19 protein-coding genes are annotated in these 21,148 nt (G+C 65.7%); 13 read left to right on the top strand and 6 right to left on the bottom strand.

The features are described 5' to 3' along the window. Nucleotides 1-68 precede the first annotated feature (68 nt). Nucleotides 69-743, bottom strand: coding sequence for a response regulator transcription factor (locus IB243_RS11865; protein ID WP_192427164.1), 675 nt, complete (start codon nt 741-743; stop codon nt 69-71). 129 nt (nt 744-872) lie between these two features. Between IB243_RS11865 and IB243_RS11860 the strand changes: the two genes are divergently transcribed. The 3 genes from IB243_RS11860 (at nt 873) to IB243_RS11850 (ending at nt 4,197) form a co-directional block, all read left to right on the top strand. Then, the gene (locus IB243_RS11860; protein ID WP_192427162.1) at nt 873-1,529 is read left to right on the top strand and encodes a response regulator; all 657 of its coding nucleotides are present in this window, start codon (nt 873-875) and stop codon (nt 1,527-1,529) included. Further along, nucleotides 1,526-2,941, top strand: coding sequence for a cell wall metabolism sensor histidine kinase WalK (locus IB243_RS11855; protein WP_225584899.1), 1,416 nt, complete (start codon nt 1,526-1,528; stop codon nt 2,939-2,941). The genes IB243_RS11860 and IB243_RS11855 overlap by 4 nt, the downstream gene beginning before the upstream one ends. 62 nt (nt 2,942-3,003) lie before the next feature. Further along, nucleotides 3,004-4,197 carry a serine hydrolase gene (locus tag IB243_RS11850; protein ID WP_192427161.1) on the top strand — a complete coding sequence of 398 codons (1,194 nt, stop codon included), beginning with the start codon at nt 3,004-3,006 and terminating at the stop codon, nt 4,195-4,197. Nucleotides 4,198-4,226: 29 nt separating this feature from the next. Here the strand turns inward: IB243_RS11850 and IB243_RS11845 are convergent, their stop codons facing one another. Continuing rightward, nucleotides 4,227-5,162, bottom strand: a complete 936-nt coding sequence (locus IB243_RS11845) for an N-formylglutamate amidohydrolase (RefSeq protein WP_192427159.1) — start codon at nt 5,160-5,162, stop codon at nt 4,227-4,229. Nucleotides 5,163-5,285: 123 nt separating this feature from the next. Continuing rightward, entirely contained in the window at nt 5,286-6,251 is a 966-nt protein-coding gene (locus tag IB243_RS11840; RefSeq protein WP_192427157.1) for a tripartite tricarboxylate transporter substrate binding protein, read from the bottom strand. Between the two features lie 108 nt (nt 6,252-6,359). On the opposite strand from IB243_RS11840, the gene IB243_RS11835 reads away from it, so the two are divergent. From IB243_RS11835 to IB243_RS11825, 3 genes are all read left to right on the top strand, one after another. Beyond that, a complete protein-coding gene (locus tag IB243_RS11835; protein ID WP_192427155.1) occupies nt 6,360-7,337 on the top strand; it encodes a LysR substrate-binding domain-containing protein in 978 nt (325 codons plus the stop codon). A gap of 68 nt (nt 7,338-7,405) precedes the next feature. Then, complete coding sequence (locus tag IB243_RS11830; protein WP_192427153.1) at nt 7,406-7,636, top strand: helix-turn-helix domain-containing protein; 231 nt, start codon at nt 7,406-7,408, stop codon at nt 7,634-7,636. A gap of 15 nt (nt 7,637-7,651) precedes the next feature. Continuing rightward, nucleotides 7,652-8,167, top strand: a complete 516-nt coding sequence (locus IB243_RS11825) for a Clp protease N-terminal domain-containing protein (protein ID WP_192427151.1) — start codon at nt 7,652-7,654, stop codon at nt 8,165-8,167. Between the two features lie 7 nt (nt 8,168-8,174). Here the strand turns inward: IB243_RS11825 and IB243_RS11820 are convergent, their stop codons facing one another. Further along, a complete protein-coding gene (locus IB243_RS11820) occupies nt 8,175-8,687 on the bottom strand; it encodes a MarR family winged helix-turn-helix transcriptional regulator (protein ID WP_192427149.1) in 513 nt (170 codons plus the stop codon). A gap of 142 nt (nt 8,688-8,829) precedes the next feature. Here IB243_RS11820 and recA point away from each other — a divergent pair, with 142 nt between their 5' ends. Together recA and recX are read left to right on the top strand one after the other, a co-directional pair. Next, nucleotides 8,830-9,906: a recombinase RecA gene (recA, locus tag IB243_RS11815; protein ID WP_055394584.1), complete on the top strand. Its 1,077-nt coding sequence runs from the start codon at nt 8,830-8,832 to the stop codon at nt 9,904-9,906. 82 nt (nt 9,907-9,988) lie between these two features. Beyond that, nucleotides 9,989-10,456, top strand: coding sequence for a recombination regulator RecX (gene recX, locus IB243_RS11810; RefSeq protein ID WP_010464513.1), 468 nt, complete (start codon nt 9,989-9,991; stop codon nt 10,454-10,456). Between the two features lie 39 nt (nt 10,457-10,495). Here the strand turns inward: recX and IB243_RS11805 are convergent, their stop codons facing one another. Beyond that, nucleotides 10,496-13,216 (bottom strand): chemotaxis protein CheW, encoded by a 2,721-nt coding sequence (locus IB243_RS11805; RefSeq protein WP_192427147.1) that lies wholly within the window; start codon nt 13,214-13,216, stop codon nt 10,496-10,498. A 167-nt stretch (nt 13,217-13,383) separates the two neighbouring features. After that, nucleotides 13,384-14,316 carry an N-acetyl-gamma-glutamyl-phosphate reductase gene (argC, locus tag IB243_RS11800; RefSeq protein WP_192427145.1) on the bottom strand — a complete coding sequence of 311 codons (933 nt, stop codon included), beginning with the start codon at nt 14,314-14,316 and terminating at the stop codon, nt 13,384-13,386. A gap of 220 nt (nt 14,317-14,536) precedes the next feature. On the opposite strand from argC, the gene sucC reads away from it, so the two are divergent. The 5 genes from sucC to IB243_RS11775 all read left to right on the top strand — a co-directional run bounded on the left by sucC (nt 14,537) and on the right by IB243_RS11775 (nt 21,130). Continuing rightward, a complete protein-coding gene (gene sucC / locus IB243_RS11795) occupies nt 14,537-15,697 on the top strand; it encodes an ADP-forming succinate--CoA ligase subunit beta (protein ID WP_010464519.1) in 1,161 nt (386 codons plus the stop codon). A 15-nt stretch (nt 15,698-15,712) separates the two neighbouring features. Continuing rightward, nucleotides 15,713-16,609 (top strand): succinate--CoA ligase subunit alpha, encoded by an 897-nt coding sequence (gene sucD / locus IB243_RS11790; RefSeq protein ID WP_010464520.1) that lies wholly within the window; start codon nt 15,713-15,715, stop codon nt 16,607-16,609. 401 nt (nt 16,610-17,010) lie between these two features. After that, nucleotides 17,011-19,620, top strand: coding sequence for a CHASE2 domain-containing serine/threonine-protein kinase (locus IB243_RS11785; RefSeq protein WP_225584898.1), 2,610 nt, complete (start codon nt 17,011-17,013; stop codon nt 19,618-19,620). After that, on the top strand, nt 19,620-20,429 hold the full coding sequence (locus IB243_RS11780; RefSeq protein ID WP_057271334.1) for a Stp1/IreP family PP2C-type Ser/Thr phosphatase: 810 nt from the start codon (nt 19,620-19,622) through the stop codon (nt 20,427-20,429). Before IB243_RS11785 ends, IB243_RS11780 begins: the two co-directional genes overlap by 1 nt. A 44-nt stretch (nt 20,430-20,473) precedes the next feature. Then, the gene (locus tag IB243_RS11775) at nt 20,474-21,130 is read left to right on the top strand and encodes an FHA domain-containing protein (RefSeq protein WP_010464526.1); all 657 of its coding nucleotides are present in this window, start codon (nt 20,474-20,476) and stop codon (nt 21,128-21,130) included. Nucleotides 21,131-21,148: the final 18 nt, after the last annotated feature.

Genomic DNA, 21,148 nt, shown 5'->3' with positions numbered 1-21,148 from the left:
GTCAGGTTTTTAATAAAAATAGCCTCTATCGCTTTATAGACAAGCGTTAGCAGCTATTATTTTTATAGTTAACCTGAAATCTTCTCAAGGCAGTAGCCCAGGCCGCGCACCGTGGCGATGCGGATGGGCCCGCCCTCGATCTTCTTGCGCAGGCGGTGGATGTAGACCTCGATGGCGTTGTTGCTCACCTCTTCGCCCCACTCGCACAGGCGCTCCACCAGCTGTTCCTTGCTCACCAGCCGGCCGGCGCGCTGCAGCAGCACTTCGAGCAAACCCAGCTCGCGCGCCGACAGCTCGATCATCTTGCCGTCGATGGTGGCCACGCGGCCGGCCTGGTCGTACACCAGCGGACCGTGTTTGATGGCGCTGCTGGTGCCGCCCATGCCCCGGCGCGTGAGGGCCCGCACGCGCGCCTCCAGCTCTTGCAGCGAAAAAGGCTTGGCCATGTAATCGTCGGCGCCAAAGTCCAGGCCCTTCACACGTTCTTCCACGCTGTCGGCGGCAGTGAGGATGAGCACGGGCAGGGCCGAGCCCCGGCCACGCAGCTTTTTCAGCACCTCCAGCCCGTGCATCTTGGGCAGGCCCAAGTCCAGGATGAGCAGGTCGAATTCGTTGTTGGTCATGAGGGCCGCATCGGCCTCGGTGCCGCTGGCCACGTGGTCCACCACGGCGCCCGAGGCGCGCAGGGTGCGCAGCAGTCCATCGGCCAGCACCTGGTCGTCTTCGGCAATGAGGATGCGCATGCGGGTGTCTCCTTGGGCGGTACGCCCCAGGGGGGCGGGCCTGTTGTCTGGCTATGCGACGATTTTAGGCGCGTGCTACCCGGTCTGGTCTTTGGTTTCGCGCAAGCTGGGGCAGAGACAATCGCCGCCATGCACATCCTGCTCATCGAAGACGATCTGGACCTGGGACAAGCGCTGCTGCAGGCCCTGCAGCTGGACGGGTTCACCGTGCAATGGCTGCGCAGCGTGGCCGCCACGCCGCCCGTGCCCGACGCCAACGAGATCGCCGCCGTGCTGCTGGACCTGACCCTGCCCGACGGCCAGGGCATGGCACTGCTGCGCCGCTGGCGGCGCGCGGGCATTGCGGTGCCCGTGATCGTCATCACCGCCCGCACCGCGCTGCAGGACCGGCTGGACGGCCTGGACGGCGGCGCGGACGACTATGTCCTCAAGCCCTTTCACGTGCCCGAGCTGCTGTCGCGCCTGCACGCGGTGCTGCGGCGCAGCGCCCGCCAGGCCTGCGAGGAATGGACGCTGGGCACACTGCGGATTGCGCCCCGGCGGCATGAGGCCTGGCAGGGCGACGCCCCGCTGGCCCTGTCGCCGCGCGAGTTCCGCCTGCTGGTGGAACTGGCCCGCGAGCCCGGCACCGTGGTCGCCAAGAACGTGCTTGCCCAGCGGCTCGAACCGCTGGGCGACGCGCTGGACGCCGCCACGCTGGAGGTGCATGTCTCCAACCTGCGCAAGAAGATCGGTGCCCAGCGTGTGGTCACGGTGCGCGGCGTGGGCTACCGGCTGCAGCCATGAAGTGGCTTGCCCGGGCACACGGCGCTGGGAACGGCTGGTGGGGCCCCAGCCTCATGCGGCGCACCCTGCTGGCGCTGCTTGCAGCCATGGGGCTGGTGTGGCTGGTCCTGCTGGCGCAGATGGCCTACACCCACTACGAAACCATGGGCACCAACCCGGGCGTGCGCCAGCTGGCGCAGGGGCTGGCGCGGCCACTGGCCTCCATGCCCGACCCGGTGGAAGCCCGCGCGCTGGTGCGTGGCATGGCGCAAACCTTCAACGCCATGCGCCTGGATGTGGAGCTGCTGCAGGGTGAAAAGGTCCTGCTGCAGCTGCAGGACACACGCGGGCAGCTGTTTCACAGCAGCGCCGCCGACCTCCCCGCCGTGGCCCTGGCGGGCCCGTCCGGCCACGCCAAGATGGTGATTGCGGGGCGCCCGCACTGGGCCGCGTGGGAAACCTCGGGCGCGTGGCGCGTGCTGACGGCCGAGCCCCTGTTGCCCGACGCGCGGCTGCTCAGCTTCATGGGCGAGGACCTCGCGGCTTCGGTGTTGCTGGCGCTGCCCCTGGTGGGCCTGCCGCTGTGGCTGGCCGTGCGCACGGGCCTGCGCCCCCTGGCGCGGCTTGGCGCCCAGATCGCGGCGCGCTCTGCCCACGACCTGCGCCCCCTGCAGGACCTGCCGCCCGAACGCGAACTGCGCGGGCTGGCCCAGGCATTCGACCATTTGCTCACCCGCCTGCGCGCCCATCTGGCGCGCGAAAAGGCGCTGGTACACGACGCGGCCCACGAGCTGCGCACGCCCATGGCGGTCATCGCCACCCAGGCCCACGTACTCATCCAGGCCCCCGAAGGCCCCGCGCGGGCGCGGGCGTCCGAGGCGCTGATGCACGCCGTTGAGCGCGCGGCCCACCTGAGCGAGCAGTTGCTCACCCTGGCCGCGCTGGAGGAAGCCCCGCCCCCCAACGCCGAGCGGCAGGATCTGATGGCCTTGTTGCAGGACTGCCTGGCCCAGCGCATGCGCTGGGCGGATGAGATGGGCGTGGAGCTGTCGCTCGAGGGGCCCGACACCTGGGTGCTGGTCTTTGACCGCCAGCTGCTGTGGTCGGCGCTGGGCAATGTGCTGGACAACGCCCTCAAGCATGGCTGCGGGCCGGGGGCCGGACGCGCGGTGCAGTTGCGCGTGGGCCAGGAGGCAGGCGATGTGGTGGTCTGGATTGCCGATGACGGCCCAGGCATCGAGGCCGGCGAGCAGGCACGGGTCTTCGAGCGATTCTGGCGTTCGCCGCGCGCGCGCAGCAGCGGCTCCGGCCTGGGGCTCACCATCGCGCAGCAGGCCATGGGGCACCTCGGCGGGCGGGTGAGCGTGGGCGGGGGCCTGCAGGGCCGGGGCGTGGGCTTCACGCTGCGCTGGCCTGCCCGGGCGTCGGGATAGGCCTTTGGGTAGGCCCAAGGTTCGCATTCCAACAATCCGGCATCTTTTCTTTGCGAGATGCCATGAACTTCCTGAACTCCATTGCGGCGCGCGGCGCCATCCTCTCTCGGCGCCGCTGGCTGGCCGCTGCGGGCCTGGGCACCCTGGTGACCGCCTGTGGCGGCGGCAGCAGCGACGATGGCGCCGACGCCTTGATGGAGCGCCTGCAGTCCCAGGCCCGCAAGCTGGTGTCCCATGGCGTTGCGGGTGCGGCCACGGGCTGGGCGGATTCCACGCGCGCCCGTGGGGCGGTGGCCGGGCTGCGCCGGTTGGGCGGCACTGCTGCGCTGGAACGCGGCGATGTCATGGCGATTGGCTCCAACACCAAGGCCATGACCGCGTGTGTGGCGGCCAGCGTGGTGGACCAGGGCTTGCTGCGCTGGGACAGCACCCTGGCGCAGACCCTGCCCGGCCTGGCCCGCGAGGCCCTGCCCGCCTACCAGGGCGTCACGCTGCGGCAGCTGCTGGACCACCGCGCGGGCGTGATGGCATTCAACAAACCGGAGGATGTGGCGATATTCCTCGGCGAAGTGGGCACCGACGTGCTCACCCGACTGCAAGAGCCCGCCGAAGTGGAGGACTTCTTCCTGCAGTGGCTGCTGCGCCAGGCCCCTGTCCGGGGCACGGGGGCCGACCCGGATTTTGCGTACTCCAACGCTGGCTACGCGCTGGCGGCCCGCATGCTGCGCGCCGCCACGGGCCAGGACTGGGAAGACCTGCTGCGCCAACGTGTGGCCCAGCCGCTGGGCATCTCCCTGTTCGTAGGCGAGCCTTTGCGAAAGGGCAGCGACCAGCCCGCAGGCCATGCCCTGGAAGGCGGGCAATTGCAGCCCCAAGGCCTGCCCGGGGCGCCCGAGCGGGTATGGCTGGAAATCCTGAGCCCTGCCGGCGCCGTGAGCCTGGCCGCGCGGGACGACGCCCTGTGGCTGCAATGGCACCTGCGCGCCCTGCGCGGCGATACCACGCCCCTGCCCCGCAGCTACGTGCAGGGGCTGCAAGACCTGGCACGCGCCCCCGCCAACCGCTATGCGCTGGGGTGGATCTCGCACGCCATGCAAGGCGCAGGCTGGCTGTTGCACACAGGCGAAACCGGCGGGTTTCAGGCGTTGTCGCTCGTGGCCATGGACGGTTCGCGCGCCGCCTTTGCGCACGGCAACATCGCCACCGAGGACAGCATCGCGCTGCTGTACGAAAGCGTTTCGGCGCTGCTGGCCTGAGAAGCGGTTCTGAAAGCGGTGCGCGCCCGTCAGCGCGGATCGTGCGCGAGCAGCCTGCGCACCAGCACCTGCAGGTCTGCCTGCAGCCGCGCCATGCCCTCGGGCACCTGCGCCAACGTGCGCTCGTCCATGTAGAGCTTGCGGTTGATCTCAACCTGGATGCTGTGGCGGTGCTCTGCGGGGTTGCCGTAGCGGCGCACCAGCTCCACGCCTTTGTAGGGGTGGTTGTATTCCACGCTGTAGCCACAGCCGCGCAGATGCTCACAGATCAGCGCGGACAGCGCCGGGCTGGCCGTGGTGCCGTCGCGGTCGCCCACCACGAAGTCGGCGTGCTCCAAGCCCGGAAAGTCGGTGGCAAACCGCCCCGCCACGGCGGGCATCGAGTGGCAGTTGAGGTGAATGCTGTAGCCGTGGCGCGCGTGGGCGGCATCGATGGCCTGGGCCACCGCCGCGTGGTACGGGCGCCAGCACTGGTCGATGCGCGCGCGCACCTCGGCCACGGTGAGCTGGCGGTTGTAGATGGGCTCGCCTTCGTCGGTGAACTTCCAGATCAGGCCTTTGCCCAGGCGCACCTTGCTGAGCACCTGGGGGTCGGTGGAGATGGGGTCGGTCCACTCGCCGTCGAGCAAGCTGGTGTCGAGCTCGGTGGTGTCGCGGTTGGCATCCAGGTAGATGCGCGGGAAATGGGCCTCGACCCAGGCGGCACCCAGCGCGGGGGCAAAGGCGTAGATTTTTTCGACATGTGTGTCTTCGGCACGGCGCAACGTGGGCAGGTCACAGGCCGAGCCGAAGTCGGCGGGGTACTGCGTGCCGCTGTGGGGCGAGTCGAGCACCAGCGGGGTGTTGCCGGGCATGGCCGTCACCCTGCGGGAAGCGGGGGGGTGGGTGGCCTGTCCGGGTGACCCGGTGGCGCCCGGCTGGGCGTGCTGGAAGCGGTGGTGGATCAGTTTCAAGGCTGAATGCATAGGCAGAGTGTGCGCAAAGTGGGGCGGCTGGCCTGGCCGTCCAGACCGGGTGAAGACCATGGTTATATCCCTGCAAGGGTCTTCCCCGGCTATGGCCGCCGGGCCCGCAGGCCCGGTGTGGGTTCAATCCAGCGCCACCTTGGCGTAGGTGGCAATACCCTTCATTTTGTCGATCTCATGGGCAATCTGTGCAGTGAATTCCTTGGAGGTCGTGCCCGAGGGATACAGCCCCTGCCCCGCCAGGCGCTCGCGCACGGCAGGCTCCTTGAGGGCCTGTGCCACGGCCTGCTGGATACGGTCTATCGCCGCCGGGGGCGTTCCGGCCGGGGCCACCAGACCGAACCAGGAGGGCTCGTTGGCCTGTTTGTAGCCCAGCGCGGCATAGGTGGGCACATCGGGCAGCACATCCAGCCGTACTGGCCAGGAAACGGCCAACGCCTTGAGTTTTCCAGCCTTGATGTAGGGCAGCGAGGAGGCCACCTGGTCAAAGTACACCCCCACCTGACCAGCCAGCACGTCGTTGATGGCCGGGCCTGCACCCCGGTAGGGGATATGAACCATGGCGGTGCCTGCGCTGCGCTTGAACAGCTCGCCCCACATGTGGCCGATGGTTCCGTTGCCCGGGGTGGCGTAGGACACCTTGCCGGGGTTGGCCTTGAGGTGCCTCACCAGATCCGCAAGGTCCTTGACGGGCAGGACGGCCGGGTTGACCACTACCACGCCGGGCGCCTTCACGATCTCGGTCACGCCCACAAAGTCCTTGGTGGGGTCATAAGGCAGCTTGTTGTAGACGGCGGGGTTCACGCCATGGGTGGACAGCGTGGCCACGCCCAACGTCAAACCGTCCGCAGGGGCCCGGGCCACTTCGGCCATGCCGATGGAGCCACCCGCGCCGCCACGGTTTTCCAGCACCACGGGCTGCTTGAGGATGCGGGCCAGCGGCTCCTGCAGACTGCGGGCCGTGATGTCGGTCGCGCCGCCTGGAGGGAAGGGCACGATGATGCGCAGAGGCTTGCCCTCTTGCGCCAGTGACATTCCAGGAACGAAAGATACAGAGGCCAGCGCAGAGAGCATGTGACGGCGTTGCATGGGTGTTTCTCCTATGGGGTGCTTTAAGATTAAGTGAGGCACAGACAATTTCCAAGCAATGGATACGCCTGATAACATTCCAAAATGGAATGATCCAACCCTGCAACCATGTCCTCTCTTCGTCGGCTTTCGCCCCCTTTGCACCTGTTGCGCGCGTTTTCCATGGTCACGCGGTTTGGCAGCGTCTCCCGCGCGGCCGAGGCCTTGCACCTGACGCAAAGCGCGGTGAGCAAACAGGTCAAGGAGCTGGAGGGGTGGGTGGGCGTGGCGCTGTTCGAGCGCAGCCGCAAGCGCCTGGCCCTGACCCCGGCGGGCGAACGCTACGAAAAGGCCGTGCGCGCGGTATTGGCGCAGCTGGAGGCCGCGACCCTGGAGCTGATCACCAGCGACGACGGTGGTGGCGCACTGCACCTGTCCAGCCTGCCCACGTTTGCAGCCAAGTGGCTGATCCCGCGCCTGCCGCAGTTCCAGCAGCAGCACCCGCAGGTCACATTGCACTTCGTGCCCTATGTGCACAGCTACGACTTCGAGCGGCCCGAGCTGGACTGCTCCATCCTGTTCGGCGAAGGCCACTGGCCCGGCGCACACGCGCACTACATCACCGGCAACGAGGTGGCGTTGATCGCCCCGCGTACCCGCGTGGCCGACTGGGCCATCCACACGCCGGGCGACGTGGCGCACCACACGCTGATGCGCCACGTGACAGTGCCCGAGGCCTGGCTGCGCTGGAGCGAGACACACGGGGTGCCCGGCCTTATCGATCCCCTGGCGGGCCCGCAGTTCGACCAGTTCCAGACCATGATCCGCGCGGTCATGGCCGGAATGGGCCTTGCACTGGTGCCGCGCTGCCTGGTGCAGGACGAGATCACCGCCGGGCTGGTGCGCGAGCCCCTGGCCGACGCGCCGCTGCGCGGTGGCTACCGGAGCGACATGGGCTACTGGTTTTGTTATCCCGAAGGCCGCACCCAGCTGCATGCGTTGCAGTGTTTTCAACAATGGCTGTTGGCCTGCGCTTCGCCCGCCGGCGAAACACCACAACCCCTGCCCGCATCGGACATGGGAGCGGATACGTTCGCCACCGTCTGACTCCGGCTCAAAAAACCCCTTCGTCAATGTTTGTTGACGCCCGGCCATTCGTCAACTACAGTTGACGAATGCAGCCCCCACCCGCACTCCCCCCGCCCGACAACCCCGAGGCCGCGCTGGCTGCCGTAGTCGCCCTGCGCCTGATGGCCGACCGGCTGGAAACCGCTGCCGTGGCCGCGGCGCTGGAGCAGGGGTGGTCGTGGACGCAGATCGCCCAGGCCCTGGGCGTGAGCAAGCAGGCAGCGCACAAGCGCCTGTCACCCCACATGCCCCAGGCCCCACAGACGTCCCGTTCTTGAGAAGGAGTTCTCGCCATGTTTCGCCAATTGCAACACCGCTTCCAGAGCATGCGCACGCTGAGCTGCCTGTGCACCAGCGCCGAGGCCCATGCCCGCGCAAGCGGCCAGGCCGCACCGGGGGCCGAGCATTTTCTGCTGGCCGCCATCGACCTTCCCGAGGGGTCGGCCCGGCGTGCGCTGGAGAGCGTGGGGGCCGACCCCGTCGCCGTGCGGGATGCGATCGAGCAGCAGTACCGCGATGCGCTCCAGGACATGGGACTGAATGGGACCCTGCCGCAGGCGCCGGCCCTCGCGCCACCGGTTCCAGGCCTCTACCGGGCCCAGCCCTCGGGCCAGGAGGTCATGCAGACGCTCGCGCGCTCCCGCAAGGACCAGGGCGGCCCCCTTCTGGGGGCCCACGTAGTGGCAGTGGTGGCCACCATGCCGCAAGGCGTGGCGGCGCGCACACTGCGTGCCATGGGCATCGACGCAGGCCAGCTGGCGGCTGCAGCGCAGGCCCAGGTGCCATTGGCAACGGGCGCAGCCGCCTGACCCGGGTTCAGCGCATCAACGTACCGGCCCCATCGCCGCCCGCATAGGCCTCCAGTCCAATGGCCACCACGGTGGCCACGTCGTGGCCTACTTCGGTCCGGAACTCGGCTTCTGCCTGTGCCACGGCATCCCGGAACGCCTGCAGCCACGCCAGGCCTGTGGTCGTGAAACACACGCGGCGCGCACGCGCGTCCAGCGGGTCGGCCTCGCGCGTGACCAGGCCCCAGGCCTCGCACTGGTCCACCAGGTTGGCCATGGCCTGCTTGGTCATGCCCGCACGCTGGGCCAGGTCGGTCAGCCGGTCGCCCTGCAGCGCCAGGTGGCGTGTGATGTGCACATGGGCGGCACTCACCTGGTCGCGCGCGGCCAGGTTGGACAGCGCCAGCGGCACTTCCACGTTGTGCGCCATGAGCTGCAGCACGCGCGCGTCGAAACGGCGCATGGCGTGGCCGAACAGGCGGCCCAGGTGGGTCTGGCGCCAGCCGTCTTCGGCAGGGGATAGGAGGGGCAAATCAGGCATCGCTGAATTGTCAGGCAAACTGACTAAATTATCCTTGAATACCTTCCGACAGCTCGCATAAACTACTGTTCAAGCATCCAGCCTGTGATTAATCGCAGAGCAATGCAAACATCCAACCTGTTGTTTTTCAAGGAGTTTTCTCATGGACGTCGCAGTCAAAGGCACCAACCCCGCATTGCCCGTGAACACCGAAAAGGCCAAGGCACTGGCCGCCGCGCTCGCCCAGATCGAGAAGCAATTCGGCAAGGGCACGATCATGCGCCTGGGTGAAGGCGAGGTGATCGAGGACATCCAGGTGGTCTCCACCGGCTCGCTGGGCCTGGACATCGCGCTGGGCGTGGGCGGCCTGCCCCGTGGCCGGGTGGTCGAAATCTACGGCCCGGAATCCTCGGGCAAGACCACGCTCACGCTGCAGGTGATTGCCGAGATGCAAAAACAGGGCGGCACCTGCGCGTTCGTGGATGCGGAACATGCCCTGGATGTGCAATACGCCCAGAAACTCGGGGTGCAGCTGTCCGACCTGCTGATCAGCCAGCCCGATACCGGCGAGCAAGCGCTGGAGATCGTGGACAGCCTGGTGCGCTCGGGTGCTGTGGACCTGATCGTCATCGACTCGGTCGCAGCCCTCACGCCCAAGGCCGAAATTGAAGGCGAAATGGGCGACGCCCTGCCCGGCCTGCAGGCCCGCCTGATGAGCCAGGCGCTGCGCAAGCTGACCGCCACCATCAAGAAGACCAATTGCATGGTCATCTTCATCAACCAGATCCGCATGAAGATCGGCGTGATGTTCGGCTCACCTGAAACCACCACCGGCGGCAACGCGCTCAAGTTCTACGCCTCCGTGCGCCTGGACATCCGCCGCACCGGCACCATCAAGAAGGGCGACGAAGCCATCGGCAACGAAACCAAGGTCAAGGTGGTCAAGAACAAGGTGTCGCCCCCGTTCAAGACGGCCGAGTTCGACATCCTGTTCGGTGAGGGCATCAGCCGCGAGGGCGAGATCATCGACATGGGCGTGACCGCCAAGATCGTCGAGAAGTCGGGCGCCTGGTATGCCTACAACGGCGAGAAGATTGGCCAGGGCCGCGACAACGCGCGCGAGTTCCTGCGCGAGAACCCCGACCTGGCCCGTGAAATCGAGAACAAGGTGCGCGAAGGACTGGGCATTGCGCTGTTGCCCGACGCACTGCAAGCCCCTGCCGCCGCCGCGAACGAGTGAACTCCGAAACTTCAAACAAAATAGGCCTCCAGCGCTTGATTGACAAGCGCTGACAGCTATCAAATTTGAAGCGCAGAGATTCATGGGATTCACCACGCTCTCGCTCAAGGGCCGGGCCCTGCGCCTTTTGAGCCAGCGGGAACATTCCCGCAGCGAGCTGGCCACCAAGCTGGCGCCCCACGCGGAGAGCCCCGAGGAGCTGGCCGCCCTGCTGGACCTGCTGGTGGAGCAGGACTGGCTGAGCGACCAGCGCGCGGCCCAATCCCTGGTGCACCGCCGGGGCCCCCGCTTGGGTGCCGCCCGCCTGGTCCGGGAACTGCGCACCCGGGGCGTGGCCGATGAGCTGGCGCGCGAGGCCACGGCTCCGCTGCTGGCCACCGAGGTGCAGCGCGCGCGCGAGGTATGGCAGCGCAAGTTTGGCCAGGTGCCTCTGGACATGAAAGAACGCTCGCGCCAGGTCCGCTTCCTGATGGCACGTGGCTTCACCCTGTATGCCATCCAGAAAGCCATTGGGGGCGACACGGAGGACGAAGACCCTGGCGCTGCCTGACCCAGGCCGGCAGCCAACGTGTCCTCTGACCAGGCCCGGTCAGCGCTGCATTGGCAACTCTGCGGCGGTGCCGCTGGCTGATGGTGCCGCAAGCACCTCGGGCGGCAAGGGTGCCCACCGGGCATCCAGGCCATTGGGGTCCACCACATACACGATGGCCTGGCCCGAGCCCCGGTCGCTCAGGATGCCCGTGATCCACGGGGCGTGTGCGGACACGCTGCCCGGCACAGGGTGCACGCTGTCCTGCGACACCACCCCCACCAAGCGCTCCACCAACAGCACCACTGGGCGGCCCTGGCTCGTCACCACCACCGCCACGGCCCGCCGCGGGTCGGCCAACGCAGACAGGCCCGCAATGCGGCAGGCGTCATAGGCTGGTGCCATGCGGGTCCCGCCTTCGTGGGCAATCTCGAGCATGCCAGCCAACTGCGCCGGGCCAGGCACCTGCACCAGGCGCGCGGCCGACATGGCCTGCTGCACATGCACGCTGTCGATGGCCAACAACAAGGCGCCACAGGCCACCACGCCATAGCGGCGCACGTTGCCACCGGCCCCGTTCACGGATGACTGCGGCAGGGCCAGCGCACTGCTGCTGGCCACGGCGGGCTGCACGGGCATCAGCAATACGGAGTACACGGGTTCCCGGTACCCGTCGTCGCGCTTGAATTCCCTGTATCCGGTGCTGGCCGCAACACCCGCCAGATAGTCCTGCCCTTGCCAGCGCACGCGCTGCGCGGTGGCGGGCATGGCGGACGCCGTGGCCACAGAGGGAGTTTTTCCGGCGGGCCCGGGCTGCCGCCCTGCAGCACCTGTCAGCACCGCAGCCCGCGCCATATCGGCCACAAAAGGCAGCACAGGTGGCACGCAGCCCTCGGCGGCATCCGGGCCATCCTCGTCGGCGCTGGCCAGCACGCGCCCCTGCGCATCAGTGAAGAAGCCGCGCACGGCCTGTCCCTGCGGCAACGCATCGCGCAGCATGGCCTTCAGCTCGGTGGCGCAGTTGAAGGCCAGGGCAATGCCACCCACCACCGGGCCACCCGGCGCGGTGCGCAGCGCAGCGCAGTACACATAGGCGGGCAAGCCGTCGGCCAGCGCCTGGGGCAGCATGGGCGACACGGCATAAGCCTGCGCACCCTGCAAGGCCAGGGTGCGCCGCACCAGGTCGGCATCCAGCTGCAGGTCGGCGGGCAGCGTGTTGGCATCGCAAGACACGGCCACCACTCGCCCCTGGCGGTCAAACAGCGCCACGCGCCGGTACACCGTATAGAGGCTGTTGAGGTGCGCGAGGATCTGCGCCGCGCGCTGTGCTGCAGCTGCCGATTGCTCCGGCGCGCCCCGGGCCTGTATGTCTGTCAGCGCATGGGCCAGCTCTTCAGACAGGGCCCACCAGCGGCAGTCGTTGGCGCGTTCGTAGAGATTGCGGTCCATGATGCGGACCGCCAGGCCGGCATGGGCCTTCATCTCGGCGCGTCGCCCTGCCAGCAACAGCCCGCGCAGTTCCTGGATGGCACCGTCGAAGACGGCAATGGTGTCCTTGCCCGTGCGCCCGATCTGGTCAAACACGGCATGGATCGACGAACCTGCGCTCACCGCCGATTCGGCCACCTTGCCATTCCAGATCACGCGGGTCAGCCCCTCCTCGATGGCGCGGGCGCGTTCCACAATGGCGCGCAGCATGGGATCGTCCACTTCCATGCCTGCAGTCTCCACCGGTGCCTGCGCGCCACCGGCCCCAGCGCCAATGTGCTGGGCAGCGCCCGCTGCAGAGTCCGGCGTACCTTGCTCGCCCTTGAACGCCGCATCCAGGCGCACCAGCGCCACCGCCCGCCAAGGCAGGCCTTGGTAGCCCTGGTAGCCCCGGGTGGTGCGGGCCTGCGCCAGATAGTCATGGCCACGGTGCGTGCAGGGGCGGGCATCGAGTGACTGCAGAGAGCCGGTGGCCAAGAACTCGCCCACCGAAAATTCAGCCGGCTTGCTGGACGCAATGACACGGTCACTGCCATCCACAAGCAGCAGCGCCACGCGGTCCTCGGGGTCGCGCAGGTCGGCAAAGATCGACTCCAGCTCGGAATGGAGCCCGAAGCGCAGCACCACGGCACCGCAGGCGCGCCCCTGGGCCGACGCGACCCGGTGCACGTACAGCAACAGATCGCCTTCGCCGGGATACCAGGCCGAGGCACCATAGTGCTCGCCATAGCCGGGGCGGTCCATCGCGCTGCGCCACCAGGCGGGCTCCTGCGCAACCAGGGCCTCGCTCATCTGCCGGTCCTCCAGGCCTAGCAACGGATGGGCGTAGGCATCCAGCAGCAGGATGTCGTCGTAGACGGTGTATTTGGCGCGGTACTCTTGCAGCCGGCGGCGCAGCAGCGTGGCGGTATCAGGGTCGCCGTTGTCTCCCGCCGCCTCCACAAAGGCCACCAGCGGTCCATCGGTAGCGATGAAGCCCACATCGGCCGTGCGCTCGAAAAGATTGCGCACCAGGATGTCGATGGCCACCTGGGCCCGCGAGGCCAGGTCGCCCAGGCGATTGCTCAGGTGGGTGGTGGCAATGTGCTCCACCATTTCCTGCGCGAGCGTGGCAAACGCCGTGCGCGTCTGGTCCAGGGTGTGCAGGAAACCCGCCGCCTCGCCAGGGCACACGATGCGCGCGGTGGTGTCGATGACCTCCCAGCGAAGGTCCAGGCGCTGCAACGCAGCTTCGAGCTTTTGCAGCGACCGCATTTGCGGCGCCACGATGTCGTAAGACAGTGGAAAACCCATCAGCCCCCCCCAAAAAACTTACGACGTACGCCAGCGGGCCTGGCACGGTCAGCAGTCTGGAATCAGCTTAAACGATTCCGATGGAGGCGCCCAAAGAAAAAGCGCGCCAGATCTGGCGCACTTGAGAATCTACCGGGAAAGCAGGAGGATCGGAAACCCGCTGCGTTTCAAAGGCCCAGCATGAGCTGCAGGTTCTGCACGGCGGCTCCGCTGGCTCCTTTGCCCAGGTTGTCCAGACGCGCAATCAGCACGGCGTGGCGGTGTTCTTCGTTGGCAAACACGCGCAGCTCCAGCTTGTTGGTGTCGTTGAGCGCCGTGGCATCGAGCTTGCCGTCGGCCGTGGCGGGCAGCACGCTGACCCATTGCTCGGGAGTGTTGCTCTTGGCATAGTGCGAGGCCAGTGCATCATGCAGGTCGGCCGCCTTGGGGGCGCCAGGCAGCAGATCGAGATGCAAGGGCAGCTGCACCAGCATACCCTGCCGGAAGTTACCCACCGAAGGCACGAAAATCGGACGCCGCGTGATGCCGGTGTAGCGCATGATTTCGGGCAGGTGCTTGTGCTGCAGGGTCAGAGCGTAGGCCTCAAACAGCGGCGCAGTGCCAGCCTCGTAGGCTTCGATCATGGTGCGGCCTCCACCGGAGTAGCCGCTGACCGAAGGCAGTGCCAGAGGGAAGTCCTGGGGCACCAAGCCTGCATCCACCAGGGGGCGCAGCAGCGCAATGGCGCCTGTGGCGTAACAGCCGGGGTTGGCCACACGGTCCGCCTGGGCCACGGCTTCGCGCTGGCCCGGGGCCAGTTCGGGAAAACCAAACACCCAGCCCGGTGCCGTGCGGTGGGCCGTGCTGGCATCAATCACCTTGACCTTGCGGCCCGTGCCCTGGGCAATCCCATCCACCATGGCCACGGTGTCGCGCGCGGCGTCGTCGTGCAGGCACAGGATCACCAGATCGACCCCGGCGATCAGATCGCGTTTGGCTGCGGGGTCCTTGCGCAACTCGGGCGCGATGCTGACCAACTCGATCTGCGGCATGGCCTGCAGACGCTCGCGGATCTGCAGGCCCGTGGTACCGGCTTCGCCATCGATAAAGACTTTGGACATGGGGGTGCTCCTGCAAAAAAAGGCGGCAGCGTCTGCCAAAACGAACCACAAAAGAGACAAAAACCAGCCACCCGGCGGGGACAGGGGGTCGTCAGCTACGCACAAGAATGGTGCATTGCAACATGATACAGTTGCTGGTTGCCATGTTCCCAGCCCGCGGCCAGACATTTTGTTGTTCATGGTAAACGGGTAACCACCATCCTTCCCTGAGAGAGACCTCATGAAGATTCACGAATACCAAGGCAAGGAAATCTTGCGCAATTTTGGTGTGCCCGTTCCGCGCGGCATTCCCGCATTCACGGTGCAAGAAGCCGTCGAAGCAGCCCAGAAGCTCGGCGGCCCTGTGTGGGTCGTGAAGGCCCAGATCCACGCCGGTGGCCGTGGCAAGGGCGGCGGCGTGAAGGTTGCCAAGACCATTGAAGACGTCAAGCGCATCTCGGGCGAAATCCTGGGCATGCAGCTCAAGACGCACCAGACCGGCCCCGAAGGCCAGAAGGTCCGCCGCCTGTACATCGAAGACGGCGCCGACATCAAGAACGAACTGTATGTGTCCCTGGTCACCGACCGCGGCACGCAGAAGGTCGCCCTGATCGCGTCGAGCGAAGGCGGCATGGACATCGAGGAAGTGGCCCACTCCACCCCCGAGAAGATCATCACCGAGATGATCGACCCCATCGTCGGCATCACCACCGAGCAAAGCAAGAAGGTCGCAGCCGCCATCGGCCTGACCGGTGCTTCCGTCGACCAGGCCGTAGACATCTTCGCCAAGATCTACAAGTGCTACATGGAAACCGATGCGTCGCTGGTGGAAATCAACCCACTGAACTGCGACTCCAAGGGCAACCTGATGGCTCTGGACGCGAAGTTCAACTTCGACGCCAACGCGCTGTTCCGCCACCCCGAAATCGTGGCCTTCCGCGATCTGGACGAAGAAGATCCGGCTGAAGTGGAAGCCTCCAAGTTCGACCTGGCCTACATCAGCCTGGATGGCAACATCGGCTGCCTGGTGAACGGCGCCGGCTTGGCCATGGCCACCATGGACACCATCAAGCTGTTCGGCGGCGAGCCGGCCAACTTCCTGGACGTGGGCGGCGGTGCCACCCCCGAGAAGGTCACCGAAGCCTTCAAGATCATGCTCAAGAACCCCAAGGTCGAAGGCATTCTGGTCAACATCTTCGGCGGCATCATGAAGTGCGACACCATCGCCACCGGGGTGATCACCGCCTGCAAGGCCGTGAACCTGAACGTGCCGCTGGTCGTGCGCATGAAGGGCACGAACGAAGAGCTGGGCAAGAAGATGCTGGCCGAGTCCGGCCTGCCCATCATCGCTGCAGACACCATGGCCGAAGCTGCGACCAAGATCGTTGCTGCCGTCAAGTAAGCCCGGAGAACACACATGTCGATCTACATCAACAAAGACACCAAGGTCATCACCCAGGGCATCACGGGCAAGACGGGCCAGTTCCACACTGAAAAGTGCCAAGAATACGCGAACGGCAAGAATGCCTTCGTGGCCGGCGTGAACCCCAAGAAGGCCGGCGAGTCGATCTTCAACATCCCGATCTACGCCTCCGTCAAGGAAGCCGCATCGCAGACCGGCGCCACCGTGTCGGTGATCTATGTGCCGCCCGCAGGCGCTGCTGCCGCCATCTGGGAAGCCGTCGAAGCCGACCTGGATCTGGCGATCTGCATCACCGAAGGCATCCCGGTGCGCGACATGCTGGAAGTGCGCAACAAGATGAAGGCCAAGGAAGCCGCTGGCGGCAAGCGCACGCTGCTGCTGGGCCCCAACTGCCCCGGCCTGATCACGCCCGACGAAATCAAGATCGGCATCATGCCCGGCCACATCCACCGCAAGGGCCGCATCGGCGTCGTGAGCCGCTCCGGCACGCTGACGTACGAAGCCGTGGCCATGCTGACCGAAGTGGGCCTGGGCCAGTCGAGCGCCGTGGGCATTGGTGGCGACCCCATCAACGGCCTCAAGCACATCGACGTGATGAAGGCCTTCAACGACGACCCGGACACCGATGCCGTGATCATGATCGGCGAAATCGGCGGTCCTGACGAAGCTGAAGCCGCCCAGTGGTGCAAGGCCAATATGAAGAAGCCTATCGTGGGCTTCATCGCTGGCGTGACCGCCCCCCCCGGCAAGCGCATGGGCCACGCCGGCGCTCTGATCTCCGGTGGTGCCGACACGGCCGATGCCAAGCTCGCCATCATGGAAGAGTCAGGTTTCATCATCACCCGCAATCCGTCGGAACTGGGCAAGCTGCTCAAGGCCCAGCTGAAGTAAATCTCGCCGCGACCGTTCGCGCAACAACGGACGCCTCGGGCCGCGCGGCTTGAGAGGCGAGTCGAGGCGAATCTCCAAAAAAGCGCCCGGTACCAAGGTTCCGGGCGCTTTTTTCGTTTTCAGAAAGCGTGCTGCCGAAGTGGCTCCCGGGACATCACGTCCAACCCGCCCCTTGTTGTGACAAAAATGGCATTGCGATTGGCACAACCGGCCTAACGCGACAGGATCGGTCATCGAATTCACCGGGAAACACAGATTTCGCGCAGTAGGACGCCTGACGAGGCACCCCCTAGCCCCGGCTTAAATATTGCTTTCAGTACCATTCAATACAGAGAGTGGAACAATAGCAAGTGGGACGAACAACCTCGGGACGGTGGCTTGGCATGTGGCGTACCGATGGTTTGCGGGGCGCACTGGCGGCGGTGGTGGTCGTGGCGTTGTGCGCGGCCACCGGCGGCTTTCAATGGCTGGAGTACCGCATATATGACGCCGCAACGAGCGTCACCGCCCCACCTCCTTTGCCTGAAATTGCCATCATTGGCATTGACGATGCCAGCCTGGCAGCTCTGGGAAACTGGCCCTGGTCTCGCGATGTGTATGCCAAGCTGATTGATCAGCTTTCGGCGGCAGGCGCCAAGGCCATCGTCTTGACCCCCTCTTTTGCCGAGCCGCAGTCCGATCGCGGCTTAACCTACATCCGCAGAATGCGGGACACCATTGCGCGCGCGGGGGACACGTCCTTGCTGGCATCAGAGCTGAACCGTGCCGCCGACGAGGCGGAGAAGGTGCTGGATACCGACGCGCGCCTGGCCGCCAGCATCCAGCGCGCCGGGAATGTATTCCTGGCCTCTCGCTACGCACTGGCAGGAGGGGCCCACACACCGCTGCCTGCCTATGTACACCGCAGCGTTTTTCCGGCCCCTGGGAGCTTTGCAATCCCTGCGACGTCGGCGCAGCACCCAATCCCGGAGCTGGGTTCAGTGGCTGCGGGCGTCGGCCACTTGTCTGTGGTCCTGGATGAAGACGGCCGCTTGCGCCGCATTCCACTTCTATTGGGATACGACAACGTCGGCGTGCCCTCGTTGGCACTGTTAGCGGCCAGGCACAGCCTGCATCTGGGCCAGGGAGAGCTCCGAATCCAGACAGAGCCCCACGGTTTCCGGATGGGCGGGCTGCAGGTAGCCACCGATGCCTCCGCGGTGATGTTCCCGCGTTTTCACGCAGCGCCGGACGGTGCCTCCGCATTCCCTGTGGTGTCCTTTGCCCAGGTATACGGCGGCAAATTTCTGCCCCAGGCCTTCAAGGACAAAGTTGTGCTGGTGGGAGAAACCAGCAACGCACTGGCTGCCCCATGGGTCCAGTCCAGTACGCGGGCCATGTACCCCGTCGAGGTGCTCGCACACACCCTCTCCGCGATCAGGCAAAGTCTCGGTGTGCAACGGCCGGCGTGGGCAACGACCGCGACTTGGGGTGCTGCATTGGTTGCACTGCTTTTTATCGCACTGGCCCTTCCCCGGCTTTCCCGCCCAGCCGGATGGGCTCTGAGCACTTCGCTGTTGCTCACACTCGCTGCGACCGAGTGGAGCTTGCTGCGTTATGCAGGGCTGTGGATTCCTATGGGACCTGGTGTGCTGGCCTTGTTGGGGGGTCTCGCTGCATTTACCGCACTGCGCGCGTTTGGCAAAAGAGGTCAGCCCCCCTCTGCGGAGACCGCAGAAACCGATCGCATGATGGGCCTCGCCCTGCAAGGACAGGGCCAGTTGGACATGGCATTTGAGCGCCTGCGCAAGGTGCCGCCCAGCGATGCCCTGATGGACAACCTGTACCACCTGGCGCAGGACTTTGAACGCAAGCGCAACTTTGCCAAGGCCAAATCGGTTTACAAACACATCCTGCAGCACAACAAGGGGTACAAGAATGCACACGCGCGGTACAAGCGCGTGCGAGCTCATCTGCAAAAGGAAACAGGTGCACCCTCCAGCACGCCCGCATCGATCCCCCCGACCGCCACCCCACACCTGCCAGGTGATGCGGCGACCGGCATACCCATGCTGGGGCGCTATCAGATAGACAAGGAAATCGGCAAGGGCGCGATGGGTGTCGTCTATTTGGGAAAAGACCCAAAGATTGGACGTGTGGTTGCCATCAAGACCCTGGCGCTCGGGGAAGAATTTGAGGGCGACGCGCTGATCGATGCGAGAGCCCGCTTCTTCCGCGAGGCAGAGACAGCAGGGCGCCTCCAGCATCCCTGTATCGTGACGATCTTCGATGCTGGCGAAGAACATGACCTGGCCTACATCGCCATGGAGTTCCTCAAGGGCGCGGATCTGGCACAGGCATGCCGGGCCGGGCAGCTCCTGCCGGTGGCCACGGTGATTTCCATCGCCGCGCGCGTTGCCGAGGCACTGGACTACGCCCACGCGCACAACGTGGTGCACCGCGACATCAAGCCTGCCAACATCATGTTCGACAGTGCAACAGACGCTGTGAAAGTGACGGATTTTGGGATCGCGCGCATCACGGACTCCAGCAAGACACGCACCGGATTGGTTCTGGGGACCCCCAGCTTCATGTCACCAGAGCAACTCGCGGGCAAGAAGGTGGATGGCCGATCAGACCTGTACTCACTGGGCGTCACTTTGTTCCAGTTGCTCACCGGACACTTGCCATTGCGAGGCGAGTCGATGACCGAGCTCATGCACAAGATTGCCAGCGTGGACGCGCCCGACATTCGCCAGCTTCGTCCCGATCTCTCCCCCGCCGTGGCGAGTGTGGTAGCCCTGGCACTCAAGAAACGCCCCGAGGCCCGGTACCAGACCGGCCGCCAATTCGCCTCCGACCTGCGGCAGGCGGGCTTGACAGCCGGACAGGCGGGATCGCCGGAGCCGGGAGCAGTCGTCTATGATGCGGTCCGCGATGCAACAGGGCATGAAATGGCGGACTTTGAGAAAACCGTGATGGAGCCACCCGCTGGGCGGGGTGCAGCATCTCCGCCGATTTCAGGCACCTGATGACGCTCGCCCCAACATCCATGACCTATGAATTTTTCGCGCGAACCGACAAAGGCCGCGTGCGCACCAACAACGAAGATGCGGTGGCAGTCGACCGGGATGCGCAGGTCGCCATCCTCGCCGATGGCATGGGCGGGTACAACGCCGGTGAAGTGGCAAGCGGCATGGCCACCACATTCATCCGCACCGAGATGGCCCGCTGGCTGGGGCAGACCGGTACCACACCCCAATCCACTGACGTGCGCCGAGCTCTGGAGATCTGCGTCGAAAACGCCAATCACGCCATTCTGGGAGCCTCGCTGTCCAATCCACAATATGCGGGAATGGGCACCACCCTGGTGGTCGGGGTCTTCCACGGCAGCCGCCTCATCCTGGGACATATCGGCGACTCTCGCTGCTATCGACTGAGAGATGGGACCCTGCAGCAGATCACACGTGACCACTCCTGGCTGCAGGAACAGGTTGACGCAGGCCTGCTCACCGCCCAACAAGCCGCGCTTTCGTCCAACCGCAACCTCGTCACCCGTGCGCTGGGCGTAGAGCCCAATGTCATGATGGAAGTCAATGAATTTCAGGTGGCCCCGAATGACTTGTTTCTGATGTGTTCAGACGGCCTCACAGACATGGTCGCGGACGCAGACCTGGCGGAATTGGTGCGCGCACCGCTGCCATTGGAGGAAAAAGCCACATTGCTCATCGACACCGCCAATGCGAACGGTGGTCGTGATAACGTCAGCGTACTGCTGGTGCAAGCGGCTGCGGGAGGCAAGAAGCGCGGCCTTATGTCCCGATTGCTAGGGGCTGCGTAAGTGGCTCCGACTACAACAATTACTCATCACATCAGGAGTGGATCATGCCCAGAATGATCGTTTCAATCGACGGGGTTGTCATCAAGGAAGTGCAACTGACCAAAGAGCGCACTACGCTTGGCCGCCGCCCCTACAACGACATCGTGATCGATAACCTCGCCGTGAGCGGCGAGCATGCCGTGATCCATATGGCAGGCCAGGATGTGGAGATTGAGGACCTGGGAAGCACCAACGGGACCTACGTCAACGCCAAGGCGGTCAAGCGGCAGGAGCTGCGCAATGGAGATACCGTCGAAGTCGGCAAGTACAAGATCCGCTTCCTTCACGAGGCGGAGGGTCAGAACTTCGAGAAGACCATGATCTTCAAGCCGGGCATGGTGCCTCCTTTGGGCACGGCATCCCGCCCCAGCCCGTTGGGTGCAGGTTCTGCCGCCCCCGTGATTTCTGCAGTGATCCGTGTAGTGTCTGGCGCCGCTGCAGGGCGGGAAGTGTCGCTGCAAAAGGTGGTGACGACCATTGGCAAGCCCGGCGTGGCCGTTGCCTCCATCACCAAGCGGCACCAGGGCTTTGTGCTGGCCCATGTCGAGGGCCCCGATATGCCGCTGCTCAATGGCGCATCTATCGGTGCATCGCCCGTGCCTCTCAAAAACGGTGACCGCCTGGAACTGGCCGGCACGGAAATGCAGTTCGAACAGAGCTGACAGCCGCGACCGGGCCGC

The sequence above is a fragment of the Acidovorax sp. ACV01 genome (assembly GCF_014851495.1).
Taxonomy (GTDB): Bacteria; Pseudomonadota; Gammaproteobacteria; order Burkholderiales; family Burkholderiaceae_C; genus Acidovorax; species Acidovorax radicis.
Note: the sequence above shows the minus strand (reverse complement) of the source record. Positions and strands in the feature narration are given on the sequence as shown.

Coding starts and splice junctions, on each gene's coding strand:
- IB243_RS11805 (WP_192427147.1), bottom strand. CDS start 13,216: ATGGGTTTTCCACTGTCTTACGACATCGTGGCGCCGCAAATGCGGTCG.
- IB243_RS11840 (WP_192427157.1), bottom strand. CDS start 6,251: ATGCAACGCCGTCACATGCTCTCTGCGCTGGCCTCTGTATCTTTCGTT.
- IB243_RS11820 (WP_192427149.1), bottom strand. CDS start 8,687: ATGCCTGATTTGCCCCTCCTATCCCCTGCCGAAGACGGCTGGCGCCAG.
- sucD (WP_010464520.1), top strand. CDS start 15,713: ATGTCGATCTACATCAACAAAGACACCAAGGTCATCACCCAGGGCATC.
- IB243_RS11835 (WP_192427155.1), top strand. CDS start 6,360: ATGTCCTCTCTTCGTCGGCTTTCGCCCCCTTTGCACCTGTTGCGCGCG.
- argC (WP_192427145.1), bottom strand. CDS start 14,316: ATGTCCAAAGTCTTTATCGATGGCGAAGCCGGTACCACGGGCCTGCAG.
- recA (WP_055394584.1), top strand. CDS start 8,830: ATGGACGTCGCAGTCAAAGGCACCAACCCCGCATTGCCCGTGAACACC.
- IB243_RS11780 (WP_057271334.1), top strand. CDS start 19,620: ATGACGCTCGCCCCAACATCCATGACCTATGAATTTTTCGCGCGAACC.
- recX (WP_010464513.1), top strand. CDS start 9,989: ATGGGATTCACCACGCTCTCGCTCAAGGGCCGGGCCCTGCGCCTTTTG.
- IB243_RS11775 (WP_010464526.1), top strand. CDS start 20,474: ATGCCCAGAATGATCGTTTCAATCGACGGGGTTGTCATCAAGGAAGTG.
- IB243_RS11830 (WP_192427153.1), top strand. CDS start 7,406: ATGCAGCCCCCACCCGCACTCCCCCCGCCCGACAACCCCGAGGCCGCG.
- IB243_RS11855 (WP_225584899.1), top strand. CDS start 1,526: ATGAAGTGGCTTGCCCGGGCACACGGCGCTGGGAACGGCTGGTGGGGC.
- IB243_RS11850 (WP_192427161.1), top strand. CDS start 3,004: ATGAACTTCCTGAACTCCATTGCGGCGCGCGGCGCCATCCTCTCTCGG.
- IB243_RS11845 (WP_192427159.1), bottom strand. CDS start 5,162: ATGCATTCAGCCTTGAAACTGATCCACCACCGCTTCCAGCACGCCCAG.
- sucC (WP_010464519.1), top strand. CDS start 14,537: ATGAAGATTCACGAATACCAAGGCAAGGAAATCTTGCGCAATTTTGGT.
- IB243_RS11860 (WP_192427162.1), top strand. CDS start 873: ATGCACATCCTGCTCATCGAAGACGATCTGGACCTGGGACAAGCGCTG.
- IB243_RS11825 (WP_192427151.1), top strand. CDS start 7,652: ATGTTTCGCCAATTGCAACACCGCTTCCAGAGCATGCGCACGCTGAGC.
- IB243_RS11865 (WP_192427164.1), bottom strand. CDS start 743: ATGCGCATCCTCATTGCCGAAGACGACCAGGTGCTGGCCGATGGACTG.